Origin of the sequence: Desulfobacter vibrioformis DSM 8776, from assembly GCF_000745975.1 — a bacterium.
Classification (GTDB): Bacteria; Desulfobacterota; Desulfobacteria; order Desulfobacterales; family Desulfobacteraceae; genus Desulfobacter; species Desulfobacter vibrioformis.
In genome coordinates this window covers 55928-73496 of the sequence record NZ_JQKJ01000016.1, presented here as the reverse complement: position 1 = coordinate 73496, position 17569 = coordinate 55928, and the positions used below count along the sequence as shown (strand labels likewise).

Annotated in this window: 10 protein-coding genes, 1 pseudogene and 1 riboswitch; of the genes and pseudogenes, 8 read left to right on the top strand and 3 right to left on the bottom strand. The window is 48.2% G+C overall.

All coding sequences use genetic code 11. The annotated features are described in order from the left end of the window. Positions 1 to 11 precede the first annotated feature (11 nt). From Q366_RS11490 to Q366_RS11475, 3 genes and pseudogenes are all read right to left on the bottom strand, one after another. On the bottom strand, positions 12 to 2009 hold the full coding sequence (locus tag Q366_RS11490; protein ID WP_035238995.1) for a methyl-accepting chemotaxis protein: 1998 nt from the start codon (positions 2007 to 2009) through the stop codon (positions 12 to 14). 956 nt (positions 2010 to 2965) lie between these two features. Beyond that, positions 2966 to 4390, bottom strand: coding sequence for a sigma-54-dependent transcriptional regulator (locus tag Q366_RS11480; protein WP_035238993.1), 1425 nt, complete (start codon positions 4388 to 4390; stop codon positions 2966 to 2968). 781 nt (positions 4391 to 5171) lie between these two features. Further along, a pseudogene (locus Q366_RS11475) lies at positions 5172 to 6260 on the bottom strand (DDE-type integrase/transposase/recombinase); the annotation flags it as partial. A 1131-nt stretch (positions 6261 to 7391) separates the two neighbouring features. On the opposite strand from Q366_RS11475, the gene Q366_RS20330 reads away from it, so the two are divergent. From Q366_RS20330 to Q366_RS11430, 8 genes are all read left to right on the top strand, one after another. Continuing rightward, complete coding sequence (locus Q366_RS20330) at positions 7392 to 8975, top strand: hypothetical protein (RefSeq protein WP_051958005.1); 1584 nt, start codon at positions 7392 to 7394, stop codon at positions 8973 to 8975. A gap of 274 nt (positions 8976 to 9249) precedes the next feature. Next, on the top strand, positions 9250 to 10314 hold the full coding sequence (locus Q366_RS11460) for a branched-chain amino acid aminotransferase (protein WP_035238991.1): 1065 nt from the start codon (positions 9250 to 9252) through the stop codon (positions 10312 to 10314). A 90-nt stretch (positions 10315 to 10404) separates the two neighbouring features. Next, positions 10405 to 10950: a helix-turn-helix domain-containing protein gene (locus Q366_RS11455; protein ID WP_035238990.1), complete on the top strand. Its 546-nt coding sequence runs from the start codon at positions 10405 to 10407 to the stop codon at positions 10948 to 10950. A gap of 27 nt (positions 10951 to 10977) precedes the next feature. Further along, positions 10978 to 12132 (top strand): acyl-CoA dehydrogenase, encoded by a 1155-nt coding sequence (locus Q366_RS11450; RefSeq protein ID WP_035238989.1) that lies wholly within the window; start codon positions 10978 to 10980, stop codon positions 12130 to 12132. A 314-nt stretch (positions 12133 to 12446) separates the two neighbouring features. Then, the gene (locus tag Q366_RS11445; RefSeq protein WP_035238988.1) at positions 12447 to 14504 is read left to right on the top strand and encodes a helical backbone metal receptor; all 2058 of its coding nucleotides are present in this window, start codon (positions 12447 to 12449) and stop codon (positions 14502 to 14504) included. Beyond that, positions 14504 to 15388 carry an ABC transporter substrate-binding protein gene (locus Q366_RS11440; protein WP_035238987.1) on the top strand — a complete coding sequence of 295 codons (885 nt, stop codon included), beginning with the start codon at positions 14504 to 14506 and terminating at the stop codon, positions 15386 to 15388. The genes Q366_RS11445 and Q366_RS11440 overlap by 1 nt, the downstream gene beginning before the upstream one ends. Continuing rightward, the gene (locus tag Q366_RS11435; RefSeq protein WP_035238986.1) at positions 15385 to 16392 is read left to right on the top strand and encodes a FecCD family ABC transporter permease; all 1008 of its coding nucleotides are present in this window, start codon (positions 15385 to 15387) and stop codon (positions 16390 to 16392) included. The genes Q366_RS11440 and Q366_RS11435 overlap by 4 nt, the downstream gene beginning before the upstream one ends. Continuing rightward, on the top strand, positions 16389 to 17189 hold the full coding sequence (locus tag Q366_RS11430) for an ABC transporter ATP-binding protein (RefSeq protein ID WP_035238985.1): 801 nt from the start codon (positions 16389 to 16391) through the stop codon (positions 17187 to 17189). Before Q366_RS11435 ends, Q366_RS11430 begins: the two co-directional genes overlap by 4 nt. Before the next feature lie 77 nt (positions 17190 to 17266). Continuing rightward, positions 17267 to 17473: riboswitch (cobalamin riboswitch) on the top strand. The last annotated feature ends 96 nt before the right edge of the window (positions 17474 to 17569 follow it).

The window sequence follows — 17569 nt, the reverse complement described above, 5'->3', positions numbered from 1 at the left end:
TGTCTTGATGCTCAGAGCTTAAACCTGCCGACCATCTCGTTAAGATTTTCCGCCAGCTTGGATAATTCCAGAGCACTTTCATTTACGTGTTTGGTGCCGGTGGTGATATCGTCTGCAGCCTGACTGACCATGTTGACATCCTCAGTAACCTCGGTTGCCACGGTGGATGTCTGGTTGACATTTTCATTGACTTCCTGGACCCCCAGGGCTGCCTGGCTGACATTATTGGAGATCTCCTGGGTTGTGGCAGACTGCTCTTCAATGGCAGAGGCAACCGATGTGACAATTGAGTTGATATCGCCTATGATTTCAACAATTTCCTTTATGGCTTTTATGGATTCTGTGGTTGTTGCCTGAACCTCGCCGATTTTCAAACCGATTTCATCCGTTGCATGGGCGGTCTGCTTTGCAAGTTCCTTAATTTCACCGGCTACGACAGCAAACCCCTTACCCGCTTCTCCGGCTCTGGCTGCCTCTATGGTTGCATTCAGCGCCAGAAGATTTGTCTGTTCGGAAATATCGGATATGGCTTCGGTCACCTTGCTGATCTCCGTTGCTGCCCGGCCCAGCGCATCTACTTTTTCGGAAATATGTTCGGCTTTTTCAACGGCCTGGGTCGTTGTCTGGCTTCCCTTGGCGGTATTGGCTGCAATTTCATTGATCGTTGCGGACATCTCTTCTGCGGCAGCTACAATCATTTGCAGGTTGGCACTTGTCTGTTCCGTGGCGGCCGCCACGCTATTCATCGCCGTTGCCATCTCTTCTGCGGCCGAAGAAACGCTGTTTGCCTTCTGGGAGGACTGTTCTGCACCGGCTGTCATCTCCTGGGACACTGCCGACAGTTCCGTGGAAGATGATGTCAAGGTCTGAACCCCTTGTGAAATGTCCGCAAACATGTGTTTTAAATTGTCAGTCATTTGCTTCATACTGGCATACACGCCACAGATCTGTTTTCCGGTGGTTCTGAATTCATACGTAAGATCACCGGCCGCAATCCGGTCGGCCAATATAGCGAGTTTAGACGGGTCATTTCCCAGAAGCGCCATAATTCTTTTAACAAACCACAGAACCGCTACGATTGTCAGGACCAGAAATATACAGCCCGCGGCAAGAACCATATTGCGAATCGAAACCGCTGACGCTAAAAATTCCGATTCATTCTGAGTGACCACAAGGCTCCAGCCCGTGGCAGGAACAGGTGCGAAACCGGCAATCTTATTAACCCCTTTGAAAAAATATTTTTCAACACCTGTTTCCTGGGCCAGCGATCTTTTGGCAATGTCCTCCATCCCTTCAAGATTCGCCATATTCAGTTTAAAAATATAATCTTTCACAGGATGGGCGATAAAAAGTCCGTCACTGCCCACCATATAAGGATAGCCGGTGTCGCCGATTTTGGTCTGTGTAATTTTTTCGGATAAAGCCGTCAATTTTACCGCTGTCCCTAAAATACCGGCAAACGTCCCGGAACTGTCCCGCAAGGGAACGGCTACGACAAAAACAGGCTCTCCGCTGGCCTTTGAAATAACCGGTTCACCTATGGTGATCTTGCCGGATTTGGCAGACTGAAAATATTTCCTTTCCGCCACACTTATTTTTTTCAGTCTGGATTCCCCGCCATGGCCGTCAGCGATAATAAGGCCGGATGAATTCGCAACCAGAATATTCTCATAATTTTCTTGGGTCTTTTGATAGATATCTGAAAGATATGATTCAACAGCAGGTATTTCAGAAAAGCTGTTTTCAAAATCTTTGGCCCCGGCCCTCTTCGCCAGTTGTTGAATCAAGGGCTCCGACGCGATTATCCGGGCTTTTTCGATTTCCTGTTCCATGTAACGGTTTACCATGGTTGCAAGCGTTTGTGCGGTGAGCTTTGCCTGACCCTGTGCAATGTTAACCAGTGCAGAGGAGGATTTATTTATTGAAAATAATCCCACGACAATCAGCGGAAATATTGCTGCCACCACGCCACCAATGATTAATTTTGATTTTAAAGTTAATTTTCTCATTATACTCTCCTCTCATGTGGATTTAACCAGTTTCTAACTTTTTGGGGGTGCATGCAATTTATGTTTTAGCGAAAAGTGTGCCAATGAATTAAATTATTAAATTTGCTTTTAACGATAGTATATTATACAAACTATGCCCATTCATGTGAAGTCTGATTCATTTTAATTTCTTGAAAAGGAGAACGGTTTTCATTCTTGTTTCCAAGAAACTAAAATTTTATTGAAACAAAGAAAAGGCAGCTTAAAAGGACGTTATTCGACGCGGGGTTATTGGATTTAGAACCGATTAATCAGGTTTTTTTGTTTTTGTTCTATGCGTTTCAGAACTGAAATAACATCCTGAAAGTCATTTTCAAAATAGCTGGAATATAATGGTTCCAGCAGGAGTGCAGATTTCTGGACGTCGTCAAGTCTCTTACAAAAAATTAAAATCAGTTTTAGGTTTTCGAACAAAGGCATCAAAGGAAGCAGGAGGCTGACACTTTCAGAATCGCTTATAAAGGCAATCAGTACTGAAATGTTGTGTAACGGCCTGCACAAGGCTTCAGACAACTGCAGTCCGGAGTTTGTCAAAATAATCTGCCCTTTTGGGAACGTATCCTCAATCCGGTCCTTTAACTGACTTCTAAGCGCATGATTTTCGGTTGCATGTAAAATGATTTTCATCCGTGGCCCCCATTTTCAAAAAATTCACATCTGAACGTCTGCCAATCAGCAGAAAGCATCTTAGTGCCTTACTCCTGAGCTTCTGTCACAAAAAACAAGAAATTGTTAGACTCCTTTCTTCTTGTTTCTAGTTTCCAGTCTCTAGTTTCTGCGGCTCTGCCGCCTTAGAAAGTACCTAAAGCAGAAAGTATGCCAAATAAATGTCATAAAATTTAAGATGATTTCAGATTAAAACCACGAAATTCACGAAGTTTTGTTCTCTAATATCTTCGTGGTAAAATACTCAATGTTTAAGTTAATGACGTTGATTGGTAGGAAGCGAATCCGGGAAGATTATGCTTATTGAGCAATGCGTATAACCTGGCCTGGGACACACCGGATAACCGGCAGGCGATTTTTCTGTCACCACCGGCTTTTTTCATTAAACGGGTCAGGTAATTTTTTTCAAGTTGTTCCCGACAGGCAGTCAGCGAGGGAAAGTCCGAATCACTGCCCAGAACCTCGTCGGCCAGCGACAGTGTATCCTGCTGGACAGCAGGCGCCTCAAACGTTAATGTTGAAAGCCTGTAACTTGGCGGAAGATGCTTTGGCACCAGCGTCGGATCGCTTCCTGCCGAAGCCAGTGTGTACTCCAGAACGTTGAGCAGTTCCCTGATATTGCCGGGCCAGGCGTTTGACATCAGGGTTTCAAGCAACTCCTTGGAGATCGCCTTGGGTTCAAGATTATATCTGTTTGAAAGCTCATAAACCTTTTTTAAAACGATCTTTTCAATATCTTTTCCCCTGTCCCGGAGCGGGGGCAGATGGATTTCCATGGCCCTTATCCGATACAGAAAATCCTCTCTGAAGCGATGCGATTTGACCAGTTGATCAAGGTTGAGATTTGTAGCAGAAATCAGACGGATGTCCACTTTTATCTCTTTTTTCCCCCCAATGCAGCGGACAGATCTTTCCTGGAGTGTCCTTAACAATGCTTTCTGGATTGACAGCGGCAAGTCGCCGACTTCATCGAGCATCAAGGTGCCGCCGTCTGCCTGGACAATCAAGCCGTCCTGTTTATACACTGCACCTGTAAAAGCGCCTTTCTCATGCCCGAAAAGGGTACTTTCAATCAAGGTCTCTGTCAAAGAACCGCAATCAACCGCCACAAAAGGTTTTGAGGCCCGTTTGCTGTTTTCATGGATCGCTTTGGCAAACAGCTCTTTACCGGTTCCGGTTTCTCCTGTGACCAGGACCCCGGCATCGGTTGAGGCGGCTTTGCCCACTTCATCCAGACATTTTTTCAACGCAGGGGATTCCCCGATAATTTTTGACCGTTTCAGAACGATCAGTTCACGGGATGAAAGCTTCTCCTTCCGATAGTGAAGTGCCCTTTGAATGGGAAAGCTGATATCATTCAGGCTAAATGGTTTTTGCACAAAATCCCATGCACCGTTTTTAAATGCAATCTCAGCTCCCCTGGCATCGCCGGTGCCGGTAATAATAATTATTTCCGGGGCAGAAGGCAGAGTTACGAGATCAGGCATGATATCCAGTCCATTGCCGTCCGGCAGCTCAAGATCAAGTAAAATGATGTCAAAATCATTTTGGCGGCTCAATGCCTTTGCTTCATTTATTTTTTTAGCCGTAAATGTTTCACAATTCATATTTGCAAGAACGGTTTCAAAAAACAAACAGATGTCCGGGTCATCATCAATAATCAATACACGAAACATATAATCCTTTTATTCTTCTTTTTTGTTCATCGCTTTTTCAACATCTTAATTTATTGCGTCAATGAACGAAAGCCTGATTACGGATATTTTTTAATTTAAAAATTTTATTCTTGTTCAAATGGTAAAGATGAATAAAGTACGATTTGACATTTAGCGGGAATATTTTTAAATCATTTGTCATTTATGGTGCTCACCCGCTAATACTTTGATTATGATTTTGGTCATTCTAATACTCTGAATTTCCATGAAAAACAGAGGGTGAAAGCAATGGATTTATCTATTCCAACCATCTGAAATAATAAGTTAATTCTAAATCAAAGTATTAGCGGGAGAGCACCTCATTTATCGTAAATAGAAAAAACCCTTGCTAACGTCCTCATATTAAAGTTATGAGGAAAAGATCATGATATTTGTTTCACAGTTTGTTTATTCTTCTGAATTTCAAGCCAAGGGGCTTAGTCGATGGAAAAATACAATTTGTTCACAGGGGATCCCTTCGTAGACAACGGTTTTCTTGCTAAAAGCTATCTTAAAGGCATTTCAAAGGAAATGAGCGCCTTGATGAATCAGAGTACCTGAATAATCCCAACCTGATTTATGAAAAGTTACTGGCCGGGAAATCCATATCAGGAATATGATAAGGAGATCACTATTATGACTACCATCCAGGGATTCGTGTTGATTGATGTGGATGTTGCCGCCCTGAATAATGCCGGAAATGCAGATGCATCAATTTTGGAAAACGCCGTTGCCACCAAAAAGATAACAAAAAATCGCAGAACGTGAAGGCAAGGCGCAGCGATTCACTTTCCGGGACATTCCTGGCGACGCTTTTACCGTTAAGAAGGCGATCTAAAGGGGTTGAATTTATCTCCCGGTTCAAGCTGCGATGATAATCCTGTTCGACCCAGGCCTGGGCTGCCTGATTTAAAAAGGATAGCTTTAAATTCTTGTGTTTACGCACCAATTCCAAAAGGCGGCCTTCAAGCTGACCCCAGAAGACTTCCTGCTTACCATTTTGATACGGGGAGTAAGGCAAGGTAGTTTTGTGATCAATGCCGAGGCGGGCGAGCCCTTGCCTGGTTTCCTCTGCCAGCATTGCCGATCCGTTATCGGTCATCAATACCCTGGGCAGCCCTCGTTTCATAAAAGCCTGGGCCAATCCATGCACCAGGCACTCCGCAGTTTCGACCAGATAAAACTGCAGGTGGCAGCAAATACGGGAATGATCATCAAGAATCGCCAGTACCATGGGCTGAAGCCAGTTCCCGGATGCATCTAAAATTCGAACTTTCGCATGGTGGAAATCCAGATGCCAAAGGCCGTGAAGGAAAGATATTTCATAGCCTCTCACTTCCCGGTTTTCAAGGTGTCTGGCGGCCTGTACCTGGCCTGGAGCAGGCTGGGCCGGTTCACGGGATTTCCACCAGCCATTATCCCGCATGCACCGTAACACAGTCTTGTAGCTTGGCAATTTTCCTAATTCAGGCTTTTGCTGCACCACAACTTTCAGGTTGTCATAATGCAGCTGAACCGTCCAGCGAGGATATGTTTGGTACTGGGCTTTTAAAGCATCCAACAGTGCTCCGGGCATGGACCAGCGTATCCCGGCGTCGGATCGGGGTCTTCGCCCCAAAACAGCTACCGGATCATCAGCCGTTTTTGCTTTATAATACCACCGTTCAATGGTCGATGCCCCCAGTGTGAATTTCCGGTCTTCGTCAATGGGGTGTTGATAGATTTTTTGTGAAAGTCGTTGAATAGCCTGCTGAAGTTGTCTCTTGGCTGGCGGGCTGGACAACAGTTCTCCAATCACTGAGTGACGAAATTGCCCCCAGCGTCGCCAAATAGGCGCTTGAGTGTTGCTCATGGCGTCTCTCCTTTCGGTTTTGCTTCCTCCGGCCTCCACCATGGAGGCAAACGGGGGCAAAATCGTACGCTGACACCTTGTAACAAATTGATTCTCTCCTGGAACCGGCCCAACTTCTGCGTGGACGGTTCTCAGCTGAAAAGCCCCTTAACTATCCTGGCCTTCAAGGTCTCACGGCAAGAACTTGAAGACACTTAACCAGTGCTGCTTCTGGTTGCTGTATATTCCGATAGTAGCTGGATAACAGATCATGAATCAGCCGCTCCCTTTTTTTTCCCAGAAAATGCCCGGAAAGGCGGTGCCAGATACTGCTCTCTGGAAAAATTTTTAAAAAATAATCCCTCCAGCGATTCACGGTGGATCTCCAAACGCCACAAAGCCCTTTTAGACGTTCCAGAGTCGCGTCCGGATTTCTCCCCTGACGGAGGGCGGTGAGTAACAAAATCACAGGAGCCCAATACACCCGGCGTCCCCAAAACCTGACCGATGGTGGCATGACGCGTCGACGGCATCCTTCACGCCCGCAGCAAAGGCTGTAACGGAGTTCAAAGAGTTGTTCAAGATCAGGAGGGCCACCACGTGGTTTACGCCAGTAGTTGGCATAGTGCAACGGCCCTTTACAGTAGGGCAGCGGCGTTCTTTCGTTTGCCTTGCCAGATCTAAGTCAATTTGATGAAGAAGAGAAAATAACGATTGTTGAGTAAGCAAGTCTAATGATATCATGGTTCCCGCCATTGGTTAATGTGGCAGGAGCCCTCCATCAACGCATCGGTCAAGAAACGTGAGGGGGCTCCTCTCTTTCCCATCACTTTTCTGGACCATTTTAGCGATTTTTTCCATCATTTTTTGAGTCCGCACTCATTTGAGGAATGATTTGACCTTTGTGAGCCGAAAATAATTCGAAAATATTGGTTCAATTTCTGAACGACCTGCCACAGGCTTTTACCCCCGCTTGCGGCGGGTTCATTCCCGGACTTTATCCTTGAGCCGTTTCATGCTCTTGGCATGAATCCGAATCTTTGACTGTCCACACATTTGAAAATATGTGAATTGCCCCAATGGTGGATCAACCGGCACAAGGATTGCTTGAATCTTAATGATCACCCAACTCTAATTTAAGGGGTCTTAACTATGGTGAGTACACTAAACAACAGAAACAGTTCAGTTTCTATGCTTTCCTATTCAGAGACAGTAAGACTTTCCCAAGGTGTGCAAACGGAAAAATTTGCCGGGCAATCGGTAAAAAATAGTCAATCGGCCTTTGGGGGTAATGGATCTGAAACGGAAACGTTTTCAGCCATGCTATGCAGGCAAATGGCGAATTGCATTGAATCAACCTCTTTGGGTATTGACATGACCCAGACTACCCGCAGTCAAATGATGGGTTGGGTTAATGATGAAATTAAAAGCGGCAATATGTCATTGGATCAAGGGTTTCCCTTTATGGCAATGTCAATGAAAATACCGGCTGACGGAAGCTCTTTCTCAGGCTTGCACAATTTGGACAACTCGGAACTGATCAATGTGCCCGAAATGATATCCAAAGGTATTGAAGATGCAGAACGACGAGGGGATCAGCAGACGCTTGGTATGCTGAGGACGGCACAACATACTATTCAACAGAATTCAAATGCTGTCCTGACAGCCCGTGAAAGTCAGCAGATTGCGCAAATGATGCAACCCAAAACGGAAGAAAGCTTGTCCCTTACTGATATTGCAAAAAAATATGACGTAACCAATATGACACCGGTAGAGGTCGATCAGATGGTGAAGGAAATGACAGATAATAATGTCGCACCATTAAAAGACCTTATGATGCTTTCAACATATGGTGCAGAATTCAGGGCACATTTACAAGAACATGCCAGAGCGGCGGGGGTTGAAGAGATGTCGTTGGGAACGACAGAGTATAATTCCGGGATGAATGAAAAGAAAAATATCCTTGATATTGTTTATGCCCAAAAAGAAATGGCACACAAACATGGTGAATCTACGGAGAACTATGACAGGATGACCGCCTTATTGGAGAGGATGGCGGCCCAACATTCCGCCGCCATGGAGACTCAGGAGGCGGCTGGTCCATCACCATATGGAAGCGTCCAACAAAGCAATCGTGTGAACATCGATGGCATAATTGTTATAACCTCGGAACATAGTCTGGATAGCCGAGAGGGTGTATCGTTACTACAAACAGTTTCCCCAACAGAGAGCAAAGATATTTTTTCACAATTGGTTTCTTTTGCCGACGCAAATGATCCCGATGCCGAAGGGTCTGACGAGTCTGCAGTGGCACAAGAGGGTGCGCCATTGATGACGGTTGTTGAATCAAAAGCCCATGGTCCTTTACCGGCAGGTGCCTCATCCACCTATATGGATATTGATATGTTCAGGCCAGCAGGCCAGTGGGCTGAGTATCCTATGTCCAGGCCAACAAACCCAGGAGCAGATGATCGTTTTTACAGGAGACGAACAGAAGAATTAATGAGAGTCGTTGGCGTGGAAAGACAGCTAAAAGCGCAGTATGGTAATGATATAAAGCTCATATATAGCCATTCAGATGAGGATTATATAATGCTGACACCAGACGATGCGCGCTACAACGAAATGAACAGTGCTGAGAGTTCTGTTCAAACAATTATTGACGAAGTGCACAGGGGCTTTATCAATGAGGGTGCGGTAAGCGATATACTTGCTAAATATGGGTATACCGTGTAGCGCGCCTATTCATAGCTGTTTAAACTACAATTCTGTTAAAAATGGCCGTATGATTTTCTTGTTTTTTTTGGCAGAAATTGAGGCGTAAGGCACTAACGGTTTAAAATATCTTTGCTTTCAATTTATTATTGTCCTAATATGACATTTTTCGGTAAAGCATGGGTTGCTTTGCCGAGAGCGGCGCACCGGTATTGCCTGGAACATACTGACACGATAGGTTAAAACAAGGCCAGCCGGTTGAATGACAGTTAAATGAATTGATAACGGAGGCGTAATGGAGGTTAAAGTTACCCGGGTATCTGAACCAGGCACCCGGCCCAAGGATGAGGACCTGGGATTTGGTACGGTGTTTACCGACCATATGTTTGTCATGGATTATGAAAAGGATAAGGGATGGTTCAATGCCCGCATTGAACCCTACGGCGATTTTTCCATGTCGCCGGCAAGCATGGTGCTGCATTACGGGCAGGCTGTATTTGAGGGTCTGAAAGCCTATAAAACAAAAGACGGAAAAATTCAGCTCTACAGGGCCCGTGATAATTTTGCCCGCATGAACCGTTCCAGCCAGGGGCTTTGCATTCCTGAAATTGATATCGATTTTGTCATGGATGCGCTTAAAAAGCTGATCAAGCTTGAGCAGGCCTGGATTCCCGAAACCATGGGAACATCTTTGTACATCCGGCCCACCCTGGTGGCCACCGACCCCTTCCTTGGTGTCAGGGCATCCTATACATATAAGTTTTTTATCATTCTGTCCCCTGTGGGATCATACTATGCCCAGGGTCTGCAGCCTGTAAAAATCTGGGTCTGCGAGGACCATGTCAGGGCTGTACGCGGCGGTGTCGGCGAATTCAAAACCCCGGGTAACTATGCAGCCAGCCTTCTGGCCGGGGAAAAGGCCAAAAAAGAGGGATATAATCAGGTGCTGTGGCTGGATGGTATTGAGCTCAAATATATTGAAGAAGTCGGGGCCATGAATATTTTCTTTCTTATCAATGACGAACTGGTTACCCCAATGCTGAACGGCAGCATCCTGCCCGGCATTACCCGTTTTTCAGTCATTGAACTGGCCAAAAAATGGGGCATGAAGGTCAGTGAGCGCAAGATCAGTATTGATGAGGTCATTGCCGCTGCCGACAATGGAACCCTGCAGGAAATGTTTGGCTCCGGAACCGCTGCTGTTGTTTCCCCTGTGGGAGAACTGCGCTATAAAGACCGGGTTATTCATATCGGCAACGGTGAACCCGGTGAGGTATGTATGAAATTTTATAATGCCGTGACTGCCATTCAGTACGGAAACGCTGAAGATACCGAAGGCTGGATTGAAGTTGTAGAGTAAATGAACCTTGTGTGTTTTTTAGTCCATCGGCGCTGAACGAGCGCTCAGTCAAAGATGGAGTTTGATCACCCTCAAACTATTGGAGATCGTATGGCTAAAAAGAAAGAAGTGACCCATGTAGGCGTCCGGATCAGGCGCGCCAGGCTGGACAAAAAACTCAGCCTGGACGCCATGGCCAATGAAACCGGGCTGTCAAAAGATTTTATCAAAAAAATTGAGAGCGGGGAGCAGCGTCCTTCGGTGGGAACGCTGCTCCAGCTCTCACGCACCCTTCAACTGGATTCAGGTTTCTTGCTCAAGGAGCCTGATGATTCCGTGGAAGCCCGGGCCGATGCCTATACCAAGCGCACAGATCATTATGCGTATACACCATTGTCCCCTGGGGCTGAAAACAATCATTTAAAGGCATTCCGCATCGTGGTAGAAGCCGGTGGAAGCCATGAGGGGGTTGGATTTCAGCATGAGGGCGAGGAGTTTGCCTATGTGCTGGACGGGGCAGTTGAAATCCAGGTTGGGGATCATATCAATACCTTGAACACAGGGGAATCCCTTCATTTCAATTCAGGGATCAAGCATGACCTGCGCAATATCGGTGATCATGATGCCGAACTGATTGTGGTGGTCTATGCGCCTTGAATCTGTTTTGTTGAAAAAGGAGATACCATGTTATTCAAGTTAACCGATGAACAGGTGATGATCCAGAATATGGTGCGTGAATTTTCTCGCAAAGTGGTTGCCCCCACTGCTGCTGAACGGGATAAAACCACAGCGTTCCCCGCAGAGAATTTCAAACAGATGGGGGAGCTTGGGCTGATGGGTATGATGGTACCCGAAGCATACGGCGGGGAAGCTGCAGATGCGGTGTCCTATGTGCTGGCCCTGTCCGAGATCGCATACTCCTGCGCATCCACCTCCGTGGTGATGTCGGTCCAGAATTCCATTGTGTGCGAATCCCTCAATAAGTTCGGCACAGAAGAACAAAAGCAGGAATTTCTCGTGCCCCTGGCATCCGGGGAGATCCTCGGGGCCTTTGCCCTGACCGAACCCGATGCCGGGTCTGATCCGGTGAGCCAGGCCACCACCGCTATAAAGGACGGCGATGAATACGTGATTAACGGCACCAAGCGGTTTATCACTTCCGGGGAAAACAGTTCCGTGGTCCTTGTCACGGCCAAGACGGACGAAACCCTGGGGCATAGGGGCATATCCTGTTTTATTGTGCCCAAGACAACAGCCGGTCTCATCGTGGGGCATCATGAAGATAAGATGGGGCTGCGGGCATCGGACACCACGGACTTGATTTTTGAGGATTGCCGGGTGCCGGCCGCCAATATACTGGGCAAAGAAGGGGATGGGTTTAAAATTGCCATGTCCGGCCTGGACAGCGGCAGGATCGGTATTGCAGCCCAGTCCCTTGGCGTGGCCCAGGCGGCCTTTGATGCCGCAATCAAGTATGCCCGGGGCCGCAAGCAGTTCGGGGTGGCCATCACCAAACACCAGGCCATCCGTTTTCAGATTGCGGATATGGCCACAAAAATAGAAGCTGCCCGGCAGTTGACTCTTTCTGCGGCCTCCATGAAGGACCGGGGCGAAAGATTTACCCGGGAAGCCTCCATGGCCAAATTGTTTGCCTCGGAAATGGTGCAGGACATCACGGCCCAGGCCATCCAGATCCACGGAGGCTACGGGTTTACCAAAGATTACGCGGTGGAGCGGTTTTACCGGGACGCCCGGGTATTTACCATCTACGAAGGCACCAGCGAAATTCAGCGTATTGTCATTTCAAATGCAGTGCTCAAGGATAAACGGAAACCATAGATCAACTTGACAGTATAGGACCATTTCCTAAAACCGAACAGTTACCAACCTGCCCGAATGGCGATAACACGGGACGGGTTGGTAAATGTCTCAAAATTACCACTACCAAATTATAAATGACGATAAAGTTGTGAAAGTCTTTCGCATGTGGACATATTATGAATAAATGACAGAATAATCCGCTTTCACCTGAGCTAAGCCCGCTGCGCGAGGTTACCTGTATTGCCCGCTCTCAATTATAATCCGCATGAGCCATTCGAAATTGGTATTAAGTGCAGGCAAGTTACATAGGCGGATTACCCTAAAGGAAGAAGATGCGTTTGCATTTAAAATATTTACGCCCAAACCGCTATATTTTGGTTTTTTATATTATTGCTTTTTTTCTCACGGGGTTTTTCCAAGGCAATGTTGCGGCATTGGCCGCCCCTATTCAGGTGCAGGACAGCACCGGTGCAATCCTTGTTTTTGATCAGCCGCCCCAACGAATTGTCAGCCTGGTGCCCACGGCATCGGAAATACTTGTAACTATCGGGGCCGGGGACCGGCTAAAAGGGGTCACCTACCATGATGTGACCCTTTCAGGATCAGACAAACGCGAAGTTGTGGGTGGGTTTTTCAATCCTTGCGGTGCCCATGTCAAAAAAGTGCATCCGGATTTGCTTATCACCGCCTCGTTTCACCGCCGGATTATTGAAGATGCAAAAAGGTCCGGGCTGAAAGTTTTTGTTTATAATACAAACTCCATGGACCAGGCCTGGGCCCAGATGAAAACGCTTGGCCGGATCACAGGCCATGAAGTCCGGGCCCTGGACCTGGTGAAAAAGAACATGGACAATCTGGCCCATGTCAAAGCCAAGCTGGACAAGGCAAACGTAAAACATAAACGGGTAATGCGGCTCATGGGCCGGGACAGCATCATGACGCCGGGGGCTGACACGTTCCAGGCAGAAATGATCCGGGCTGCAGGCGGCCAGGCCCCGGATTTCGGCAAAACAGGCAAAATTGTACCTGTAACCCTAAAAGAATGGACCCATTTTAATCCCCAGGTGATTTACGGCTGCGGGGATGATAAACTGGTGGCAAAGAAATTTTTCTCGAAGCCAGGCTGGAAAGATGTGGATGCGGTGAAAAATAACCAGATCTATTACCTGCCCTGTAATCTGACATGCAGGGCGTCGGTTCACACCTCCGATTTTGTGGCTTATCTCTCCTCATTGATTTACACACAGCAATTTGCCAATGCGAAAAATGATGTCCATTCTTCCGGGATTATCGATGAAACGCCCCTTGAACGCAATATCTCAAAGGATTTGCCCTATGTGGAAAAAGCATCCATCATCAATGCGTACGTGTTTGACTATCCCAACAAAACCCTGGCAGTTGATTTAACCCCTCCCATGACCGTTTTGTCCACCCTGGAGGGCTGGCGGGATAATATTACAACTGTGGGCAACCATTATACCCCGCCGCCCACCTGGCTGCCGGGCCATCTGCCCGGCATAGATTCTGTCCGCGTCAGCATCCTTGGTGCCATTGGCAAAAAAGCCGAAACAACGGCCCTGCTCATGACTGGGGCGGATATGGGAAATTTGTCCATTCGAACCGAAAAATTCAAGGATATGAAAGTCATGGCGCTGGTTACGGCAGGCGTCATGTCCAATGCCGTGCGCATGGGCGCAGATAAGGGCATGTTTTATGAACCGGGCACCATTAATATATTGATATTAACCAATATGCACCTGACTCCCAGGGCCATGTCCCGGGCAATTATTTCGGCCACGGAAGCCAAGACAGCCCTTCTTGAAGACCTGGACATCCGTTCAAGCTATTCCGGGGAAAAACATCCGGCCACGGGTACGGGCACGGACAATATCCTGGTGGTGGAAGGACAGGGTTTACCCATTGACAATGCAGGGGGGCATTCTAAAATGGGAGAACTCATTGCAAAGGCGGTTTACGCAGGGGTTAAACATGCCGTGGAAAAGCAGAACGCAATTTTGCCCGGACGCCATGTTTTTCAACGTCTGAAGGAGCGAAATATCAGCATTTATAAAATTACCTCCGAAGCCCAGTGTAACTGCCTGCAAAAGAAAAGTGAGTTCAACGCAATGGTTGAGCACCTGCTGTTGAGCAAAGAAATTTCAGGATTTATGGAATCCGCGTTAAGCCTAAGCGATGCCTATGAACGCGGGCAGATGAAAAGCCTTGACGCCTTTGACCTGTGGTGCGGACAGATGGCGGAAAATATCGCGGGGCAACCCGTTAAAATAGAGGATGCCACCCTGGATGATCATGTTCCCATTGTAATCAAAAAAGCGTTGAATGCCGTTATGGCCGGTGCCAAAGCCCGGATTGGAGAGGTGAATGAATAATGGACAGGCCTAAGCCTTTTAAAATGCTTTTCGTCTGGGGCCTGGCCCTGGCCCTGGTCTGCCTTCCGGCCTGGGCCGCAGCCCAAGCCCCGGCACCGGCTGCCCGGGTGATCTCCATGTCTCCTTTTATCACGGAAACCATTTATCTTTTAGGGGCCCAGGACCAGCTGATTGCCGACACCTCCTATTGTACGATCCCCCCCGAGGCGGCCCAAAAAGAGAAGATCGGGTCCGTAACCCAGATGAATGTGGAAAAGGTTATCAGCCTGCAACCGGATCTTGTGATATCCTCTCCTTTGAGCAGGGAAAAGCAACTTAATATCCTTCGTTCCCAAGGTCTCCGGGTCATGGCGATCCGCAATCCCAAAACATTTGAGCAGATGTGCGCCATTACCCTAGAAATTGCGGACGTCCTTGGCAAAAGAGCCCAGGCCCAGGTTCTTGTGCAACAGGCCTCAAAGGATGTGGATAGGGTTCGCGAACAGGTTGCCGGCTTAAACCCGAGACGGGTTTTTATCCAGATTGGTCTTAAACCCCTTCACACAGTAAATAAAGATCTGTTTATCAACGAATATATCATCCGGGCCAATGCCGTTAATATTGCAGAAAACCAACCCTCGGGCGTCTACTCCCGGGAAGAGGTGATTAAACAGGACCCGGATGTTATTCTCGTGGCCACCATGGGGTCAAATAAAAAAGCCGCAGCCCTTGAGAAAAAACGGTGGATGGCGTTTCCTTTCCTGACATCTGCCGGGAATAATGAAATTCACGTGCTTGATCCGGAAGTGATTTGCCGCCCGACACCTGTCAGCTTTGCATCTGGCCTTAAGCAGGTGGCAGTTTTGATCCACCCGGAAATCGGAATTGCCGAAGGGCCCAATTGAAGGCCAATGCCAGGTCATGGGGCCTGTTTTCCCTCGGCCTGTTTGTGCTTCTGGCGTTCACCGCAGGCCTGTCCCTGTCCGTGGGCAGTGCCTGTATCCGATTTGCTGACATCCCGGGAATTATTGCCGCAGGACCGGGCAGTGCCGAATACGGCATCCTCCTGGGTATCCGGCTGCCGCGAACCTTGCTTGGCATTGCCATGGGCGGGGCATTGAGCCTTGCAGGCACCCTGCTCCAGGGCATGTTTAAAAATCCTCTGGTAGAGCCTTATACCCTTGGAATTTCCGGCGGGGCCTCCCTGGGCATCTGCATAAATATTCTGTTCAAGCTCTACGCGGTCATCGGCATCATTGCCTATCCTTTATCCGGGTTTGCCGGTGCCAGCCTGGTTATTTTTTTGGTATACGGGCTGAACCGAAGCACCCGGCATATCCGCTCCAACCGGATGCTGCTTACCGGCGTCATGATCTCCTATGTGGCCTCCTCCCTTGTTATGCTGCTTATGGCCCTGGCCCGGGCCGATGATCTTCAGACCATTGTGCTGTGGATCATGGGATCTTTGGACGAACCGGACATGGCCCTGATCCGCATGGCCCTGATGGGATCCCTGGCAGGCCTTTTTCTCTCCTATTTTTTCTGCTTTGATCTCAACGCCCTTGCCCTGGGCGAAGAAGAGGCCGCAGGCCTTGGGGTGAACACGGCCCGGGCCAGGAAAGGCATTTTTTTCATTGCATCGTTTCTAACCGGTCTGTCCGTATCCATGGCAGGCGTCATCATGTTTGTGGGTCTTATTGTTCCCCATTTCATGCGTCTGGTCACCGGGCCGGATCACAGGATCCTTTTGCTTGCCTCTTATTTGGCCGGTGCCGTGTTTCTGCTGATGTGCGATGTGGTGGCCCGGACCGTGATCGCGCCGCTGGAACTGCCCGTGGGTGTGATCACCGGCATCATTGGCGGCGTGGTGTTCATCTGGGCCATTTCCAGAAAAAAGGAAGACCTATGACACCATCACCGTTGGTGGAAATTCAGGATATCACCCTGGGCTTTGGCCACCGCCGGGTATTGTCGAATATCAGTTTTGATGTGCCGGCCGGCCGGATTGTTTCCGTTATCGGTCCCAACGGCACCGGAAAAACCAGCCTGCTGCGCACGGTTTGCGGAAACCTGGAACCGTTCAAGGGAAAAATTGTACTCAAGGGAAAGGACATTGCCAGGCAGGTCCGGGCCGACCTTGCCCGGCAGATGGCTGTGGTGCATCAAAACCTGGAGCCCTTGCCCATGCAGGTTCAAGCTTATGTGCTGTTAGGCCGGCTGCCTTTTTTCAAACCGTTTCAGTTTTTTGAAACCGGCAAAGACAGGGACCTTGCCCGGCACTTTATGACAGTCACAGGCATCCTGGACCTTGCCGATTCTGCCATGGACCAAATTTCAGGCGGGGAGCGCCAGTTGGCTGCCCTTGCAAGGGCATTGACCCAGGAACCGGAATTCCTTGTGCTGGATGAACCCACAGCACATCTGGACATCACCCACCAGGCCAGGATTCTTGATCTTATTTCCGGGTTGCGGGATCGTTTAGGCCTCACCGTACTCATGGTAATTCATGATTTAAATCTGGCCGCTGAATATTCCGATTTTCTGGTGCTGTTAAACAAGGATAAAGGGCAAATCCATGCCATGGGCACCCCGGAGCAAATTTTGACCCGGAAAAACATCCAGGCCGTGTATCATACCCCGGTCCGGGTGAACAAAAACCCCCAATCCGGCCGGCCCTGCGTGTTCATAGACAGGGCAGGGGCCTGATGCAATTCTTGATAAATTCTCAAAATCGCTGTGAAAGCCGTTATCTGTTTGACAAGTTCTGTGCATCAGATATAGAAATACAAAAAATTTGTTCAGGTGTGTGCAAAAGCACAATGGCAGTTTCATGGAAAACTGCTAAAAGGGAATCCTGTGAAATTCAGGAACGGACCCGCCGCTGTAACCGGAGACGATCTCTGCATTAAACCACTGGTACACTGTACTGGGAAGGCGCAGGGAAAGCAAGACCCGGAAGTCAGAAGACCTGCCTGGATAAGGTGCCGATAGCCTCGAGGATAGGGCTGGTACGAAAGATCCTGAGATAGTTTGGGAAATCCCGGATTGAAATTTATCGGTCCGGGTTTTTTTATGCCCGGACCAAT